12 protein-coding genes are annotated in these 18,018 nt (G+C 47.4%); 9 read left to right on the top strand and 3 right to left on the bottom strand.

Annotated elements, in window-relative coordinates; translation table 11 throughout:
* Positions 1-61: 61 nt before the first annotated feature.
* The 3 genes from AC58VC_RS00060 to AC58VC_RS00050 are packed head-to-tail and all read right to left on the bottom strand — an operon-like array spanning position 62 to position 5,986.
* Complete coding sequence (locus tag AC58VC_RS00060; protein WP_497366851.1) at positions 62-3,280, bottom strand: family 10 glycosylhydrolase; 3,219 nt, start codon at positions 3,278-3,280, stop codon at positions 62-64.
* A gap of 21 nt (positions 3,281-3,301) precedes the next feature.
* Complete coding sequence (locus tag AC58VC_RS00055; RefSeq protein WP_497366850.1) at positions 3,302-4,360, bottom strand: Gfo/Idh/MocA family protein; 1,059 nt, start codon at positions 4,358-4,360, stop codon at positions 3,302-3,304.
* Between the two features lie 51 nt (positions 4,361-4,411).
* Entirely contained in the window at positions 4,412-5,986 is a 1,575-nt protein-coding gene (locus AC58VC_RS00050) for an FAD-dependent oxidoreductase (protein ID WP_497367873.1), read from the bottom strand.
* 220 nt (positions 5,987-6,206) lie between these two features.
* Between AC58VC_RS00050 and AC58VC_RS00045 the strand changes: the two genes are divergently transcribed.
* From AC58VC_RS00045 to AC58VC_RS00005, 9 genes are all read left to right on the top strand, one after another.
* Positions 6,207-7,301, top strand: a complete 1,095-nt coding sequence (locus AC58VC_RS00045) for an SGNH/GDSL hydrolase family protein (RefSeq protein WP_497366849.1) — start codon at positions 6,207-6,209, stop codon at positions 7,299-7,301.
* 23 nt (positions 7,302-7,324) lie between these two features.
* Positions 7,325-8,863: an extracellular solute-binding protein gene (locus AC58VC_RS00040; protein WP_497366848.1), complete on the top strand. Its 1,539-nt coding sequence runs from the start codon at positions 7,325-7,327 to the stop codon at positions 8,861-8,863.
* Positions 8,864-8,890: 27 nt separating this feature from the next.
* Positions 8,891-10,720: a cache domain-containing sensor histidine kinase gene (locus AC58VC_RS00035; protein ID WP_497366847.1), complete on the top strand. Its 1,830-nt coding sequence runs from the start codon at positions 8,891-8,893 to the stop codon at positions 10,718-10,720.
* A 33-nt stretch (positions 10,721-10,753) separates the two neighbouring features.
* Positions 10,754-11,032, top strand: coding sequence for a hypothetical protein (locus tag AC58VC_RS00030; protein WP_497366846.1), 279 nt, complete (start codon positions 10,754-10,756; stop codon positions 11,030-11,032).
* 638 nt (positions 11,033-11,670) lie between these two features.
* Complete coding sequence (locus tag AC58VC_RS00025) at positions 11,671-13,509, top strand: assimilatory sulfite reductase (NADPH) flavoprotein subunit (protein ID WP_497366845.1); 1,839 nt, start codon at positions 11,671-11,673, stop codon at positions 13,507-13,509.
* Between the two features lie 35 nt (positions 13,510-13,544).
* Complete coding sequence (gene cysI / locus AC58VC_RS00020) at positions 13,545-15,263, top strand: assimilatory sulfite reductase (NADPH) hemoprotein subunit (RefSeq protein ID WP_497366844.1); 1,719 nt, start codon at positions 13,545-13,547, stop codon at positions 15,261-15,263.
* A 123-nt stretch (positions 15,264-15,386) separates the two neighbouring features.
* On the top strand, positions 15,387-16,070 hold the full coding sequence (locus AC58VC_RS00015) for a DUF7002 family protein (protein WP_497366843.1): 684 nt from the start codon (positions 15,387-15,389) through the stop codon (positions 16,068-16,070).
* Positions 16,071-16,167: 97 nt separating this feature from the next.
* Positions 16,168-16,671, top strand: a complete 504-nt coding sequence (locus AC58VC_RS00010; RefSeq protein ID WP_497366842.1) for a hypothetical protein — start codon at positions 16,168-16,170, stop codon at positions 16,669-16,671.
* 99 nt (positions 16,672-16,770) lie between these two features.
* Positions 16,771-17,589 carry a class I SAM-dependent methyltransferase gene (locus tag AC58VC_RS00005; protein WP_497366841.1) on the top strand — a complete coding sequence of 273 codons (819 nt, stop codon included), beginning with the start codon at positions 16,771-16,773 and terminating at the stop codon, positions 17,587-17,589.
* Positions 17,590-18,018: the final 429 nt, after the last annotated feature.

Raw genomic sequence — 18,018 nt, 5'->3', positions numbered from 1 at the left:
ATGCTTTTTCACGTCTATTCTTACGTCTATTCTTACGTCTATTCTTACGTCTATTCAACCCTTATTCAAGTTCTCCGGATGGTATTTCATCCAATTCTCTCTCTAATTCAAGGTTGACCTTCTCATCATTCTTTTCTTTTCCGTCGTTGAAGACTTTGATTTTAACTTCTGCCGTCTCGCCTCGATAAGAGGCTTTGATCTTAGCTGCCCCTTTTTTCAACGCCGAGATGGTGCCATCATCAGCAACGGAGGCGATTTTGTCATGGGACGAACGATACTTCGGCTGGGTGGTGATGATCTCCGTTGTGCCATCTGAATAAGTCGCAATTAATGGCGTCACAATAGATTCGCCTTTTAACAACGAGATTTTCTTTTGTTCAAAAGAAAGCTTCGTCAATTCGACGACCGTAACGATCGAGGTGGTCGTCTTACCCTCGAATTGGGCGGTAATTTCGGTTGTGCCGACCTTCAGCGCCGTAATGGACCCGTCTGCGGCAACCGTTGCCACTTTCGGATTGCTGGAGGTGAAAGTTGCTCCCGTAAACACAGCATGCGTTTCATCCGAATAGACGGCTGTGGTGACAGCTGTTTGTTTATCATTTTTCACAAGTCGATAAACAGGGGCATCCAGTGTGATGCCTGTAAGAACAGGAGCCGATCTTGTAATGGTGACGGATTTCTCGTTTGTTTTGCGGCCATCCACATAAACGGAGATGCTAACGGTATTGGCTCCGACATTCAATGGAACAAGACCGCTAAAATCACCACTGCTTGCAACAGCAGCTGGCACCCCATTGAGTCGCGCTTCCGCAGTGCCCGGCCCCAGCACTTCCACATTGCCTTTGATCTCAAAGTTCGCTTGAGGTGTGCTTACGTTCGTATAGGCCAAATGACCACGGAGAATAGCTGCTCTTACGTCATCACCAACTTTGTAAGTGCGGGCGAGGAGCTGACGTCTGGTTCTCACGCCAGAAGCATCGAGCGCAGAGATGACAAAGCCACCTTGAGGAATCACACTGTTGTTAGGTGATAGATTCGTCCAGTTCCACGTTAGCGCTTGCTGCTGATTAACGACTTTGCTAACTTTACCGCTGCTCTCGACTATAGCTTCGACTCCGAAGGTAGATGTGGCTGTTGATTGTCCAAATGAATCGGAGTACATGTTCAGGTTGTTTTCATTGCGGCTCACATTGTATAAATCTCCTTCAAGGAAGGCGTTGTTATTGCCCGGAATGCTGGAGCCTACCTGATAATCCTTGACATATTCCACATTCTGGATGGATGCTTTTACAACCGGCCAATTGACTTGCGAGTAATCAAAAAGCATGAGTCCATTCGATTGCGATAAGCCGGCTTGGAACACCGAGCGCTGAAGCGGAGGGTCCTGAATATTCGCTAGTGCAATACTGGCGTACATCGGAACTTCACCATTGGTAACGATGTTACCGAGTGTAATGTGATGCTCGATCTCTTTTTGCGTAGTCTGATAGGTTCCTATCATAAGAAAATCGATGTTGTTCGTGTAGCCTGTTGCGTAATACGAATCTGTGTATAAGCTGTCTTCAGGGAATTGGAGACGGCTGTCATAGCGGAAGTTCGGGCTGCCCCAGTGAACACCATTCAGATAGTAAGATTCAAACCAAGAGCCCACATAGGCGGAGGATTGAATCTTTTTGCCTTTTAAAGCCGTATAGCGATCGGTAAGTGCGCGTACATCGTCGGTAAACGTTTTAATCGTGAGTGAGCGGAACTCCCACCAATCGTCGATGAGCGGTCCGTTTTGACGGACATTATTTACATAGGAAAACACATCGGCGGGCCAGTTCGTCAACTGCTTGCCCCGAGAGGCAAGGAAAGCTTCAAATTTCGTGCGTGTTAATGGGCTGAAATCAGCTGTTTCGTTATCATAGCGAGTGCGGTCAAGTACGACACCATCGACATCATAATTTTTGATGACTTCTTCCATATTTTTCAATTCAAAAGCTCTTACGTCATCATTCGCAGGGTTTACGAAGGCAACGAGCGATTTTCCCGACTTAAAATAATTGCTCTCACGAAGCCTTAGAATTTGACCGCCATCCTCAGGACGGAAAACATGCTCTTCCCAGTCCAAATGTTGATTCAGCAATCCATATTCGTTATGAGCCGGAGATCCTTCAGCAAAAACGTTGAATGCTGCGTGTATTTTAATACCCATCTGATGCCCATACGTAATGAATTCTTCCAGCATGTCGAGGTTCGGATTCGCTCCCGCGCGGGTAGGCGCCGTCATCTGAGAGATGTGCGGTCGGCCGGTCAAGTCGTTTTTCTTGTAGTTGGCGAAACCTTCCACACCTTTGACATCAAGTGCAATTGCCGTAACGCCGGCATCTTTCGCTTTTGTCAGCATATCCCGCACATTGTCAGGTGTCTGAAGTTTGAAAATATTCGTTCCTTGATCCACCCAGAGGACGACTTCCTTCGCAGTTCCTGTTTGTTTTTTATAAAACACAATTAAAGACTTGCGATCATTTTCGACCCCATTCTTGGCGGCAATAACGTCGAGGTAATTCACGCCTTCAGCTAGGGCCATGTCGACTTGGAACGTATGATCCGTTTTCAGCGTCACATTCGTTTGATTGACTTGGATGGAGTAGGGGATACCGGGCTCTACGTTTTCCAACTTGCCAGAAATGGTCAACTTTGGCACGGTGACTGTAGACCAGTCATCATTATTCAGTTTCAGCTGTGCTTTCAAACCTTGACCGGTCATTAATGCGGTTACGGGGATGACTTCACCGTTTTTGCGCAGCTTGATGGCATCTCCGACCTTGAAATTTTTAGCTAAATATTGCTTATACGTTTTGTTGGCCCAGCTATCATCGTTTGCAACGAGAACATAACCTCCTTGCGGGATGAGAAGGTCCGTTGGACCTGTCCAGACTGGCACGCCGCCATTCACAGAAGGATTAACAACACGTGTCACATGATTGGCAGCATCAACGACAACGCCAACAGAAGTAGTACCCACTGTAATTTGTGTGGCATATTCCGGTGTGAAGAGCGCTACATAATCCGTAATGCCGTCTACGCTCTTGTCGACATAGTTAATCTGTTTGCGCGGACCTTCGATATCAATCGTGATATCTATAGGTGCGGCTTCAACTTCAATGTAGTCTGCTTCGCTAGGAGCGGCAGAAACGCCCGCTCCTGCCGCAGAGGCTCCGATTGGCCAAGAAGTAGCGATCATCGTTAACAAAAGTGAACAAATGAGCCATTTGGACGTCTTCAATGGTTTCACGATCTTTCACGATCCTTTCAATTAGAAGCTTATTTCTTTTCCTAATTTGCTGGATTCATAGATGCCGCAAAGAATTTTCATCATCTCAACACCGTCCTGCACAGGGGAGAGGGTCTCCTTTTTGCCTTGGCACACTTCAACGAAGTAATTAATCTCTTGCTGAAAACCGGCCACAAAATCGAAGGAGAGGTTATTAATCTGCGGTGTTAGGTTCAGAATGGTGTCGTATTTCTCAGTCACGATGGATAGCTCTGGCTCCAATTCTGCGCCTCCTTTATCGCCATACAGCTTGACCGTAAGTTCATCTTCCTTGGCATGAAGCGTGAAGCTGACATCAACGAGAATGGAAGCCCCATTTTCAAAACGAATCAACGCATTCGCCATATCCTCCACGGTATTGTGAGTGGCATCGTAATCTGCCGCTTTGTAGAAAGCGAGGTTTTTCACGTTGGCACGATTACCAAGCTTGTTGTAGGTGTTGCCGGAGACGGATTTGACCTTCGGTCTTCCCATAAGGTACCAGCAGAGATCAATCACATGTACGCCTACATCGATCAGCGGGCCGCCGCCTGAACGTTCCACATCGGAGAACCAACCGCCTGGATTGCCCAGACGGCGAATACAGGATGCTTTGGCATAATAAATCTCGCCTAGTTCGCCATTATCCAGAAAGGACTTGACGATGCCGGTATTAGAGGCATACCTGCGGACAAAGCCAACCTGCAGTGTTTTGCCAGATCGATGAACGGCTTTTTCAACAGCTAAAGCTTCTTCCACTGTTTTGCAGAGCGGCTTTTCAGTAAGCACATTCTTGCCCGCCTCTAGCGCAGCGATGGAAATGGGCGCATGGCTGTTGTTCCACGTACAAATGCTTACCGCATCTATAGCTGGATCTGCAAGAAGCTTCTTATAATCCGTGAATACACGGCTAATGCCATATTTCTCAGCTTTCGCTTTTGCGCGTTCCTCATTTAAATCGCAGATAGCGTATAGCTCTACATCTGGATTGCTTTGATAGGATCTTAAATGCATCTCAGAAATCGAGCCAGCTCCGATTACGGCTACTTGTACCTTGCTCATCGTAAAAAGCACCTCGTTTGTAGTTTATTTTGGTCGTGTCATACAGAACGACTAAACAGCATGGATTGTCGGCCATTCCAGTTCGATTCCGAAACTCACCAGCATGCGTTGAAACTCTCGAAGCTCTGATTCTTGGTTCCGAATGTCGCGGGGCTTCAGTTTGCGATCGATGCAGCGGCTAGCCAAGAAACCTGCGGCTTCCCCGATATTCCATTCGACGGGATGGAGGCGATAGCAGCCGTTAGTAATGTGTGTAACGCCAAGGTTTTTGCAGGCCGGCAGCAGATTGTTCATCCGAATTGGAATCAGACTACCCAGCGGAATCTGGAACGGAAGCGAGGAGATATCGATATAATGCCGATTGCCTGTACTCGGATGCAGGTCGATGCGATAGCAGCCAATTCCGACGGAGTCATGGAACTGCTCAGCTTTGCCATCTGCACGGCAATCAGTACTCACATGCTGCTCCAGCACAGTAAACTCTGCTTTAATTCGGCGGGATTCTCGCATATAAGGATACATGGCTAGCCCGTCGTCCGTGCCGACGACGTCTTTGCGCAGTCGTAGTCCCGGGTAGCCTGTGCCGCCGTCTGGGCGCGGGGCTTCCGTTTGAAGCCAGTAGAGCAAAGAGAGACTTAGCTGCTTGGCATCCCACAGGTTCCGTTCACGTTCGCTTTCACTTACGTCAATGACGGAACCCAGCCAGTAATCGTTTTGCGGCCAATTCACCAGCGTGATGCTCGAGGGATATAGGCCTTCCTCAAATTGTGCAGCATCGATAATTCGGCGGTAATAGAACAGAGAATATCGCTCTGTACCCTCGAATAGTTCATATTCGACGGCTTCAAGCGTATGCGGTCGGACACCTGTCCAGCTGAGCAGCCGATCAGGCCAGAAGTCGGCTTTGTACGCTCGCCAAAAATCGTAGCGCTCAGGGCGCTCAATCGTATGGTCTTCGCCTTCGATATAGTCCATGGCAAAGCAGTAAGTAAAGCCCTGCATGTCCTGAGGAAGCGTATCGCCCTTAACCGCATGGGGCTCGCCAGTTTGGCTGAACGATTCCGCTCCAGTTACATACTCCGCTCCGGCAAGCGGCAGAACGTCCCCGCATTCAGTTGCATCCAGATAGTAGGCAGCTTTGAGTTCAGTAAGCTCATCTGTCTGCAAATTCTTCATCGTAACCGATTGAATGTCGTCGCCATCAACCGATACGTCATGTATGCGAATGCGGTGAAGGATCTGCAATCTGCCGCTATGAACATAAGGAGACAACATTGCCTGTAGTACGGCTAATGCAGCTCGCGGCTCATGGCACAGCCGGGAAACACCGCCGTTACCCGGGTTCAGATGAATGCGGGAGCGTGCTTCCTCGGTAAGCGGGAAATGGCGTCGATAGTACTCACGCACTTCATCCCGAAACTCGCGATATGTACGCGTACAGCCAAATTGCTCAATCCATCGATGTTCATCAGGCGGGACGGCTTGGCTTGTCAATTGCCCCCCGATCCAATCGGTCTCCTCGGTTAAAATAACCGACTTCCCGGATTTGGCTGCGGCAAGCGCAGCGGCACATCCGCCAGTACCGCCTCCGATAATGACAATATCGGCGGTGTATGATTTACAGATCTTGTTTGCCAACAAAGATCCCTCCTTTTCTCCTGTTTGCGCAGCGGCTGCACAGGCTATTCCCATTGTATTACAGCAGGAAAATAGCCACAGCAGAGGACGATGACTTCTTTTGGTACTTTAATAACCTTTGATGAAGAGAAAAAAGGGATTCATCGTCCGTATGACGAAAATTTTTACAGAAGCATAATCAAGTGAACGAAAAGGGGTCGTTAACCGTATGAGCGATATGAAAAACGTTAACGCTGTACAGCTAGATGCGAATATGCAAATCGAGTCAAGTGAAAATAATCTTCATTGGTACTCTCCGCTGGAGATTCCTTTTCAAGTAGCTGGCTTCGGCTGGTTGGAGGAAGAGAGGCGGTATCGCAGGCTTCCAGGAGAACCAGCGTGGGAGCTGCCGCTAGCCGTTGATAGGCTAGCCAACTGCACGACTGGCGGCCAAATTCGATTTACAACAGACACCGCGTCGCTTTCTGTCAAAGTCAAGCTGACCGGAGCTGCGGACATGTATCATATGCCGGCTACTGGGCAGTGCGGATTCGATTGCTACATCGGTGTTCCTGGTGAACAGGTTTATTACGGAACGACAAAATATGATCAACAGTTAACCAATTATGAAAGCGTGTTATTTACAGATATGAGTCGGGAACATCGTGTTATTACGCTGAATTTCCCGTTGTACCAAGGGATAGATGAGGTTTGGATCGGTTTGGACCCGGAAGCACAAATCACACCGCCTCCAGCGTACGTCAGCAATAAAAAAATCCTTGTGTACGGGACTTCCATCACCCAAGGAGCCTGCGCATCCCGTCCAGGAATGTCCTATACGAACATTTTATCGCGCCGTTTCAATCTAGAATTCCTTAATTTAGGGTTTTCTGGAAATGGAAAAGGCGAGCCTGAGTTGGCGCATCTCCTTGCTGAAATCCAGGATCCAGCCTGCCTAATCCTGGATTATGAGGCCAACTGTGTTTCGACTGAGCTTTTGCAGCAGACGCTGCCAAATTTCATTGCGATTTATAGAGAAACGCATCCATTAACACCAATCTTGGTGATATCCCGGGTCACACATGCGAGAGAGCATTTTGAAGCTCAGATGGCGAAGGACCGGGCAGACCGCAAACAAATTTCCAGGCAAGCCGTAGAGGAGCGACGTGCAAGGAATGACGCGAATATTTATTTCTGCGACGGTTCTCTGCTATTAGGAGAGAATGCGCAGGAATGTACAGTAGATGGTTCACATCCGACTGATCTGGGGTTTCTTCGGATGGCCGACGGACTGACGCCGATTTTGCAGCAAATTTTGGGATAATGCTTGCTCGAAGGGGTGGTTGAATGAAACTAAGATCGAAATCGTCCGGTCTCGTTGCTCTCGTTATAGTCACTTGTTTCACCGCCTCTGGCTGCAGCATGCAAGCGGATAATAGGAACGATTCTGATACTGGCCAAAAGGGTGGAATTTCATCCATCCGAATTGTGGTAAACAGTCTGGGCATGATTTTCCCCGAAGGAATGGACGAGAATAACAACCCTTATCTAGCTTACATAGAGAAAAATACAGGAGTTCAAGTTGGTGTCACACTGCCCCCACTGAATGGGTACGATGAGAAATTGAACGTCATAATGACCTCTGGGGAGCCGCCGGATTTACTGAATACAAGCAGTCCTTCTTGGTTTATTAATTTTGTCAATCAAAAAGCACTGACACCATTAAACGACTATATCGATAAGTACGGAGCGAATCTGAAAGCCAAGATTCCCAAGGAAGCTTGGGATAACGTCACCGTGGATGGCAAAATTTATGCCATTCCCAGCTTGAATGAGGTGAAAGGGACTGAGCTCATATATGCCAGAAAAGATTGGCTGGACAAGCTCGGTCTTCGTCCCCCGCGGACTCTGCAGGAGTACACGGCGGTGATGAAAGCTTTTGCTGAAGGGGACCCGGACGAAAACGGAAAGAAAGATACATTTGGGCTTTCGATCTTGGAGCGACTTGGGAGAACTTCACCTTTTCTGGGCGCCTTTGGGGTACAAATGAACGCTTGGTACGAAAGAGATGGCAGACTGGTTTACTCAGGTGTTTTGCCCGAAATGAAAGAAGCGCTTGCTTACCTGCACAGCTTGTACGAACAGGATATTTTAGACCCGGAATTTCCTCTGAACAAAATCGATGTGCTTGGCGAAAAAATAGCATCTGGGAGAGTCGGCCTTTATTCAGCCGCTTGGTCCGACACCCGCTCGCATATTGCCGAGAGCCGTAAAAATGATCCCAAAGCGGATTGGATTCCGCTTGATTTTCCAATTGGGCCTAGTGGTAAGCATGGGGTATACAGCACTTCCAACGTCCGTTCGTATAATGTTGTGCCACTTAAGAGCCAGCAAGCGGAATCCGTGGTCAAATTTCTTGATTTCATCGCTGGGCCAGGTCAACAGAATTTGAAGCTCGGTTTTGAAAATGAAGTTTGGACCAGGGTCGGCGACAAGCTTTCCATTCGTTTCGATGAGCATATCAAGCAAGGTTATAGGGGGATCTATGGGGCTTTGGCAGATACGGTGGAGCCAGATATGACCCGGGATCGGTTGAAAGCGCTGGGCGAGCCGTTCAAGCTGTATGAAAATTTACAGCAGATCGATGGCAATCTCATGGAAAATCGATTTAACGGACCGCCAACGCCCGCTATGGGCAAGCACCAAATGAAGCTTTCAAAGCTTCAAGAAGAAACATTTACGCGCATTATTGCGGGGATGAGTCCGATTGAGGAATTCGATGCTTTTGTGAAAAAGTGGAAGGAAGCCGGCGGTGATGAGATTACCGGGGAAGTGAATGAATGGTGGCGGGATACCGGGAAGCAGCCAGCGAAGCCGGGGAATTGACCCGGTACAAATGGAGGGACCACCAACATGGCCATTGACATCGTGCCAAAATTGCGAAAAGTGCTAACTGGCTTCATTCAGGTTAGATTAACGTGGTATTTTTTACTGATCCTACTCCCGCTTTCCGGATTCAGTCTTTTTGCCATAGCCAAATCACAGATGATTGTGGAAGTGCAGACGGGCGAGAGGACCCAAGGGGCCTTGCACACAATGGCTGATTATATTGATCTCTCGCTTCAAAACATCGAGCAGCTATCCTCACTAATTGCTTTTGATATGAATATGAATGCGACCTTACAATCCGTCGGTCAGGAGCCGAAGAAGCAATCGTTCGTTCAATTCGCTCAGGTGATGGATCAGATCACGAATATGACGAATGTTAATCTCATGGTAGATCAAATTACGATCATTCATATGCCGTCGCGGACCGTGATTTCTACCAAGCTTGGGGGCAGTAAGCTGCCGGAGGGCGCGGAGAAGCAGGAGTGGTATGTGCGATTAATGGAAGCGGGAGGCGGGACGTATTTCTATACCCCCCAAGATGGCGAATCGTATTTCGATGCGGACAGTGTTCATTTGATTCGCACAATGGACCCTTATAATCGAACGTTGATTAATCCTAACTTGCTAGTCATTTCGATTAAAAAGAGTGCATTGATTGAGCAGGCTAAACCGCTCCTACCATCTAAGAATGCGAACATTTACTTATTTGGCAGCAATGGGAAGCCGATAACGGGAACAGGTGCAAGCCTCAATCCGCAGGTTTGGGACAAGAAGGAAGAGGTCAGGTCGATCCGTAAATCCCCTCAGACCGGACAAGAAATGGTCACGATTAGCGTGAAGTCGAAGTTGTCGGGGTGGTCACTCATGATGGAGCAGCCGCTGTGGGAAATTCGAAGCCATACAGATTCGCTAAAAGTGTTTACCTATGGCATCGTTGTGGTCAGTCTGGTGCTTGCAATTGTGATTTCTTGGATCGTTTATCGAGGCATATCAGCTCCGCTGCGGAAGCTTGCCTATGGGATGAAACAGCTGCGGACCGGAAATTTTACCATTCAATTAGAAGATAAACGTGTGGACGAACTAGGGTACGTGATTGAGTCTTTCAACCGAATGGCCGAAAATCAGAAGACGTTGATCCGCGACCATTATGAGAAGCAATTATTATTGTCCAAAATGGAACTGAAATTTTTGCAGTCGCAGATTAATCCGCATTTTCTTTACAATACACTCGACTCCATTTATTGGACCGCCAAAAATTATGAAGCAGATGAAATCAGCGAGATGGTGCTGAATTTGTCGAAGTTTTTCAGGTTAAGCCTGAATAAAGGAAATGAGACTTTTTCAGTTGCAGAGACAATCATTCATTTGACATATTATATTAAAGTGCAGCAGCTGCGGTTTTTGGACCATTTTACCGTTAGATACGAAATTGCCGAGGAAAGCAAGCCCTACCATGTGCTGAAGCTGCTGCTGCAGCCGTTAGTAGAAAACGCCGTTTTGCACGGACTGGAGAAACAGAGTGATGGCGGAGAACTCGTCATTTCTTCCTATTTGCAGGGACCCATGCTCGTGTTGGAGGTTAGTGATAATGGGGTTGGCGTGAATCAGGAGAGACTTACCTACATTTGTGCTAAACTAGAGGAAGCGGCTAAGCAAGCGGCCGAAGGCATGTCTACGGATCGTAAAAAAGAGAAAGATCTGTTCGGTCTGCGTAATGTAGTCGCCCGTATGAAAATGTACTATGGCGCTGAGGCTTATTTTCGTTTCGAAAGCCGTGCAGGACATGGTACCCGAATGACGTTATGCCTTCCGCTTGATAAGTGCATAACGGCTTTGGAAGATCAAGTGGGCTGAAAAAGTTTTCATTATAAGTAGGGAGGGTGAGCTATGATTTATGTAATTGTTCTAATCCCCGTGCTCGCACTTATCATTTATGGTTTGGTTAAAATGAGGCAAAAAGTCAGGGATAAGGTCGAGACTGCCAAAGTCGTTCAAATGTCGTCGTATCAATCAAAAAAGAAGACGCCTACGAATACACAGGCCTGTTCCTTCTGCCGGAAGAAGCAAAAGAAGTTGGCGTTCTATTCGGATGAGAACGGTAAAGTCGTTGGGGTTTGCTCCGTTTGCAGGCCGCAGGCGGAACGCCGGGCGTTGATGCGGCTGTGAGCGAGGGTGTTACATAGAGCCTTAGTGGGATTCCCACTAAGGCTCTGATTCGTCAAGCTGAACCCAATAATAGGCCTGACGAGTTAAGCTTCGTCAACTTTCGTGTAGCTACTTCACTAACCTTCCACCATTTCATCATACATCCTCTATACAGCCAACTTCCATCTCACCTGTCAAAACAAATTACATAAAACCTAGCGGGAACCCCGCTAAGGCTTTACTAAGAGAACTAGAGTCCTCTATTTTGAGGAAAACGAGCTTTTTACTCTCGGAGCGGAACTCCAGGACCTTATCCAGCCTCCATGGCATGTTTTTACTGTGAAACTGGCAAATTAGCGGACCGTAGTTCCCCTTACAGGTTGAATATGTGCTTTTTCACCGAAATAGCGGCCTGTAGTTCCTATTGGACGAGTCTTAGTAAACAAAAGAACCTGACGGATCAAAATCCGTCAGGTTAAGTGTTAAATGAAAGGGTTATCAGGCTAAAAATGCGCCATATCAGTTTATCTGATAGAACTTATAAATTCATTATAATTGACCTGCAACTAAACCTATGATAGCTTCAAGAGAGTGATATTTTTTGTGACAAATTAATTGGGGAATTTCTTATTACTGCAAGATATGAGAGGTGGATTTTGTTGGAACTTCAAGTAACAAACAGTCCTTTTAACCAGGAACAAGTAGAACTGCTTAATCGTCTACTGCCTTCATTAACAGAATCACAAAGAGTTTGGTTGAGCGGTTACTTCACAGCAATGAATGGTGCAGCAGGATCAGTTAGTGTTGGCACAGTTCCTGTAGCTCCTGCAGCAGCAAATGCTGCGCCAAGCGTGGCACCAATTTCCAAAGAATTGACAGTGCTTTTCGGATCTCAGTCCGGTAAAGCGCAAGGTTTGGCCAAAAAGTTCTCCAAGAAACTTGAAGAACAAGGATTTCAGGTAACGCTTTCTTCCATGTCCGATTTCAAGCCGAATGCTTTGAAAAAGGTACAAACTTTGTTGGTTATTGTCAGCACCCATGGTGAAGGGGTTCCGCCGGATAATGCGATTTCCTTCCACGATTTCCTTCACAGTAAAAGAGCACCTCAATTAGAGGGTTTACAGTATTCCGTGCTTTCGCTCGGCGATACGTCCTATGAGTTTTACTGTCAGACGGGCAAAGATTTCGACAAGCGTCTGGGCGAACTCGGCGGTAAGCAGCTTGCTCCGCGCGTAGATTGTGATGTCGATTTCGACGAACCAGCAGCAGAGTGGATGAGCAGCGTACTAAGCTCTCTGAGCGCATCTTCAGCATCGTCATCCGCCCTGGTGGCAGGTAGTGCTGTTAGCTCTACGAGTGGTGCTGAGTCCGAATTTTCCAGAACAAATCCATTCCAGGCTGAAGTCCTTGAGAACTTGAATCTGAATGGACGCGGGTCAGACCGCGAAACGCGACATGTGGAGATTTCTCTGGAAGGATCGAACCTTCAATATGAACCAGGCGACTGCTTAGGCATCTATCCGGAAAATCATCCGCAACTTGTCGAAGAATTGATTGAAGCAATGAGCTGGCATGCAGATGAACTTGTTACTATTAATAAAAATGGCGACAAACGGTCCGTACGTGAAGCTTTAACACATAATTTTGAAATTACAGTTCTTACGAAGCCGCTAGTTGAACAAGTTGCTAAACTGACTGTGAATACGGACCTGAATGGGCTAGTAGCTGCAGGAAATGAGCAAGAACTCAAATCCTACATCAACGGCAAAGACCTGCTTGATTTGGTTCAGGATTATTCGCTACAAGGTATCGCAGCAGCCGAATTTATCGCTGTTCTGCGCAAAATGCCAGCACGCTTATATTCCATCGCTAGCAGCTCCAAAGCATTCCCGGATGAAGTGCATGTAACGGTTCGTACGGTACGCTATGAAACGCGTGGTCGTGAACGTTATGGTGTGTGCTCGGTTCAATTGGCTGAAAGAATAAAAGCAGGCGATTCGCTGCCGGTTTACATTCAGAACAATCCAAATTTCAAATTGCCTGAAAGTTCAGATACCCCAATCATTATGATCGGGCCTGGAACCGGGGTTGCTCCTTTCCGTGCATTCCTTGGCGAGCGTGAAGAAACAGGTGCTGAAGGAAAATCATGGTTGTTCTATGGCGATCAGCATTTCTCAACAGACTTCTTGTATCAGATTGAATGGCAGCGTTGGTTGAAAGATGGCGTTCTAACGCGCATGGATGTTGCTTTCTCGCGTGATACTGATCAGAAGGTCTATGTACAGCATCGCATGCTTGAGAAGAGCAAGGAACTGTATCAATGGCTGCAAGAAGGAGCTAGCGTATATGTCTGCGGGGACGAAAAACGCATGGCTCATGATGTTCATGAAACATTGGCAAAAATTATTGAACAAGAGGGCGGTTTCAGCTCAGAAGAAGCTGCTGAATACTTGTCCCGGATGCAACAGCAGAAACGCTATCAGCGGGACGTTTACTAAGACGAAACCGTTGATTGCTAGAGGAGAGAGCCGATATGTCAGAAAACAATTTATTGTCGAAGAACAGCGCACCGCATAGCGACGTTGAACACATTAAACTAAGAACGAATTATTTGCGGGGGAGCCTCGCAGAGACCCTTCTAGGTACTATCACGGGATCGATTCCTGAAGATGATAACCGCTTGATGAAGTTTCACGGCAGCTACATGCAAGATGACAGAGATCTGCGCAATGAGCGCCAAAAGCAAAAGCTAGAGCCAGCTTATCAGTTCATGCTGCGCGTACGTGCAGCCGGCGGTGTCGTGACAGCGGACCAATGGCTAATGATGGACCGCGTTGCACAGAAATATGCGAATGGCACCATTCGCTTAACGACTCGACAATCTTTCCAGCTTCATGGCGTTCTGAAATGGAACATGAAGAAAACGATTCAGGAAGTTAATGCCTCGCTGCTCAGCACACTGGCAGCCTGCGGTGACGTTAACCGTAACGTCATGTGCAACCCTAATCCTTACCTTTCGGATGTGCATGGTGAAGTTTACGAGTGGGCTTGCCGCATTAGTAACCATCTAGATCCACAAACTCGCGCCTACCATGAAATTTGGTTGGACGGAGAGAAAGTCATCGACAGTCAAGACGCTGAGCAAGAACCCATTTACGGCAAAGTGTACTTGCCGCGTAAATTCAAAATCGGTATTGCCGTTCCACCATCTAACGATGTAGACGTGTTCTCACAAGATCTTGGTTTCATTGCGATTGTGGAAGATGGAAAGCTGAAAGGCTTTAACGTATCCGTTGGCGGCGGCATGGGCATGACGCATGGCGATACGCTGACGTACCCACAGGTTGCCCAAGTGATTGGATTCGTTACACCGGATCAAGTCGTGGATTTGGCAGAGAAAACCGTCACGATTCAGCGTGATTATGGTGATCGTTCCGTGCGTAAACACGCACGTTTCAAATATACAATTGATGACCGCGGCATCGAGTGGTTCGTTGAAGAACTAACTGCTCGCCTAGGCTGGAAGCTTGAAGCTGCGCGTCCTTATCAGTTTGACGATAACGGAGATCGTTACGGCTGGGTAAAAGGAAGCAATGGCAAATGGCATTTCACCCTGTTTATCCAGAATGGACGCGTCAAAGATGAAGATAATTATCAGCTGTTAACTGGACTTCGTGAAATTGCCAAAGTACATTCCGGTGACTTCCGACTGACAGCAAACCAGAATCTAATTATCGGAAATGTTAGCGCTCAGAAGAAGAAGAAGATCGAAGAGTTAATCAAGGAATACGGTCTTACAGATGGTCTGCACTACTCCGCACTACGCAGAAGCTCCATGGCTTGCGTGTCACTTCCGACATGCGGCATGGCGATGGCGGAAGCCGAACGTTACCTGCCTGATTTGATGGGTAAAATCGAGCCGATGCTGGAAGAAGCAGGTCTTAGCGAGAAAGAAATTACCATCCGTATGACCGGATGCCCGAACGGTTGTGCACGCCCGATGCTGGCTGAGCTTGCGTTTATTGGTAAAGCACCTGGCAAATACAATATGTATTTGGGTGGCGGTCACGCGGGTAACCGACTCAACAAGCTGTATAAAGAAAATATCGGCGAAACAGAGATTCTACAATCGCTTGGGCCGATTATTACCCAATATGCCAAAGAACGCTGGGATGGCGAGCACTTCGGTGACTTCGTTATTCGCGCTGGTTATGTGAAAGAAGTTCGTTCCGGTCAAGAATTTCACGCATAAGATTTAATCTCATAGGGGCTGTCCTGAAGATCGGAATGGATCTGAATGGATAGCCCTTTTTTGAATGTTAAAAGGGATGTTGTGGTAAAATATGGCCAGGATTGACTTAAAAGGAGCACAACGATGAGTGACGCTGCTGTCTCAGCTATGACCAAAGCACAAAATAGAAAAAGCTTATTCCATTTTACACGCGCGAAAAATTTGCCGGCTATTGCGCATTTCGATACGCTATATTCAAGTTATCAAATCGATCCTTCCCAGATCGGCGAACGCCGGTTAGCGCCAAAGCATTTGCAATATCAAGATCGACAGGTAACGATCAATTCTCACTTGAGAATCGCGGATAGCATGATCGATGCTTCTACGACACAAGAGCAGTTTCGGGCGTTCTTGGACCGGCATGTTTTTCTATGGCCAACTTTAAAAGATTGTCAAAAAATGATGGCAACGTATGCTAGAAGGGAGCCGGAGGAGGCTTTTGCCGTTCTAGAATTTGATGCGTTTGCTTTGCTGATGAAACACTGCGCCCAAGTTACACTTTCGAAATACGACTCTGGGAGTTCACCGCGATTCCCCAATCATTGTTCGTATAAGAAAAGTTTGGCCATGTTTTTGCCATTAGACCAGTTTGGCCTTATAAAGAATGACTTAGTGCCAAGCACGCCATCGCAGATAAAAGAGATTCTTATCGATGGCCAGATGAAGGGTGTGTTAGAGCTTTTAACAGCTGTTTATGTCAGCAATAGGGGAGAAGTTCCTGCTAATTGGCGTGATTTGGCGCGTCCATGGACGAATTTAATCGACTAATTTCGAGCAAACAAGCATCTACCTGACACTATCCCTCATACACTGTTACAACAAGGAATTCATGTGTTTAACAGCGGTCTGACGAGGAGGGGTACAGGTGAGATATACCGTACAGTATATATCTCTGAGTAAAATTATGCCGGAAAGTACCACAACCAAAACCTCACAGCGGAAGAAAGAGTTGAAAAAAGTAGCGCAAGATCTCATGCATTTATTGGTTGTGCAAAAAAGCAAAAAAGACAAAGGTTACGTCGTCATAGACGGGCATCAACATTTCAATTTCCTCAAAAAACATACCCATAAACAAACAGCCGTGTGCCTTGTCGATGAGAGTAAATTAACGGCAAGTGTAGGCAAATTTGTTGATCGTTTTCGCAAGCAGCCGCTTCCATTCGACATTCCAGCTATCAAATCGGATCGGGTAACTGTCAGCAGTTGGTCGATCATACGGACATTTCTGAAACGTGAACCGCGGTTTCGTAAACTTTCGCGCAGACAGCAATTGAAGGTGCTTCGGCTAGGTATGCAATATAAGAAAACAACGGTTCGGAGCATGCAGGATAAGGTCGATGAATTAGTTAAAAAAATGGTCACGCATTAAAATAGTTTGAACGTTAATGGGCTGCTAAGGCAGTTCTTTTTGTTTTTTCGGAATGAGGTATAATTAGAGGTGTAGATGAATGAAGGAGTGATTGTACCTATGATAGAGAACGTACGCACTAGTAATGTACAGCGTTTTGTCGGATTCGGCGCGTTGTACGATCAGAATCGTCCTACGGCACCGCAGGAAGTCGTTAAGCTGATAACAACCTACTTGCAGCATAAACCGCAAACTGTTGTTGACGTAGGATGCGGCACGGGGCTTTCAACTTTTATATGGCTGAATGAAGCAGAGCAAATCATTGGCGTAGAGCCAAATGATGATATGCGCGCTGTAGCCATAAGTAAGTGGGAGACGATACATAAACCGGACACTATGCAGTTTGTAAAAAGACTTTCACACGAGTTGGAGCTGCCGTCTGGCTCTGCTGACGTTATCACCTGCTCGCAGTCGTTCCATTGGATGGAGCCGCAAAGCACACTGCGTGAGTTCGCTCGCGTACTCCGTCCTGGCGGGATTTTTGCCGCTTACGACTGCGACTGGCCGCCAGCGCTTGATTGGAAGATTGAGGAGCAGTATAAGCGTCTTCTGGCATTAGGCGACGCTAGGGCGCTAGAACTGGCCCCGACAGAGCAGCAAGCTCACAAATGGGATAAAGAAGGACATTTGCAGCAAATTCGCGACTCCGGTTTTTTCCGATATGCGAGAGAAATCGTTTTTCATAATTGGGAAACGTGCGATGCTGAGCGCTATGCGAATCTAGCGTTTAGCCAGGGAGGCTTGCAAACGGCGTTGAAGTTGGGTGCGGATGAGCTGCACGCGGAATTTTCGGCATTCCGCGAGCAAGTAGCTGAGGCTTTCGGTGGTAAGGAACGGGAGATTATGTTCGGTTACCGGTTGCGCATGGGTGTGGTTTAGGTTTCAAACGGTCGGCTATGATGGATTTCTCATCATAGCCGTTTTTTGTTTTCATCGTTGGAGCGTGCACCAGCGCGCTAGTGGCAACTGCAACGATGTAAAACATCGCTGCAAGCCACACGGACCGCGCTAGCGGAAGCTCCTTGCACCTCCAACGATGTAAAACATCGCTGCAAGCCACACGGACCGCGCTAGCGGAAGCTCCTTGCACCTCCAACGATGTAAAACATCGTTGGAGCGTGCATCAGCGCGCTAGTGGCAACTGCAACGATGAAAAACATCGCTGCAAGCCACACGGACCGCGCTAGCGGAAGCTCCTTGCACCTCCAACGATGTAAAACATCGTTGGAGCGTGCATCAGCGCGCTAGTGGCAACTGCAACGATGAAAAACATCGCTGCAAGCCACACGGACCGCGCTAGCGGAAGCT

The sequence above is a fragment of the Paenibacillus sp. J22R67 genome (assembly GCF_059692175.1).
Note: the sequence above shows the minus strand (reverse complement) of the source record. Positions and strands in the feature narration are given on the sequence as shown.

Bases quoted from the DNA above. Each gene is read 5' to 3' on its own strand.
- AC58VC_RS00005 (WP_497366841.1), top strand. From the start codon at position 16,771: ATGATAGAGAACGTACGCACTAGTAATGTACAGCGTTTTGTCGGATTC.
- cysI (WP_497366844.1), top strand. From the start codon at position 13,545: ATGTCAGAAAACAATTTATTGTCGAAGAACAGCGCACCGCATAGCGAC.
- AC58VC_RS00055 (WP_497366850.1), bottom strand. From the start codon at position 4,360: ATGAGCAAGGTACAAGTAGCCGTAATCGGAGCTGGCTCGATTTCTGAG.
- AC58VC_RS00045 (WP_497366849.1), top strand. From the start codon at position 6,207: ATGAGCGATATGAAAAACGTTAACGCTGTACAGCTAGATGCGAATATG.
- AC58VC_RS00040 (WP_497366848.1), top strand. From the start codon at position 7,325: ATGAAACTAAGATCGAAATCGTCCGGTCTCGTTGCTCTCGTTATAGTC.
- AC58VC_RS00015 (WP_497366843.1), top strand. From the start codon at position 15,387: ATGAGTGACGCTGCTGTCTCAGCTATGACCAAAGCACAAAATAGAAAA.
- AC58VC_RS00030 (WP_497366846.1), top strand. From the start codon at position 10,754: ATGATTTATGTAATTGTTCTAATCCCCGTGCTCGCACTTATCATTTAT.
- AC58VC_RS00035 (WP_497366847.1), top strand. From the start codon at position 8,891: ATGGCCATTGACATCGTGCCAAAATTGCGAAAAGTGCTAACTGGCTTC.